Raw genomic sequence first — 260 nt, forward strand, 5'->3', positions numbered from 1 at the left:
CGCCTTGCCGGCGACGATGTCGCTGCCGACGAGGCTGGCATTGCGGCCCGCGGTCAGGATGACGTTGCCGCCGGTCGTGCCGAGCAAGCTGCGCGCGTCGCTTTGCGTGGTGCCGTCCACGCGCTGGTTCGATTTGCTGTCGCTGCGGCCATACGAGATGCCCATGCCGCCCACCGAGAAGCCGCTTTTCTTTTCCCGGCGGTAGTGGTCTTCGGCGTAGGCGTTCACGCCGGCCTGCACGGCCAGGTCGCGTGCGGCGT

At 68.8% G+C, this 260-nt stretch carries 1 protein-coding gene; it reads right to left on the reverse strand.

The window, feature by feature from the left end:
* Window positions 1-260: hypothetical protein (locus tag AC6LJ2_RS30130; protein ID WP_498152771.1), on the reverse strand; the 260-nt coding region annotated here is incomplete at both ends.

The organism is Achromobacter sp. 1014246743 (assembly GCF_059760725.1).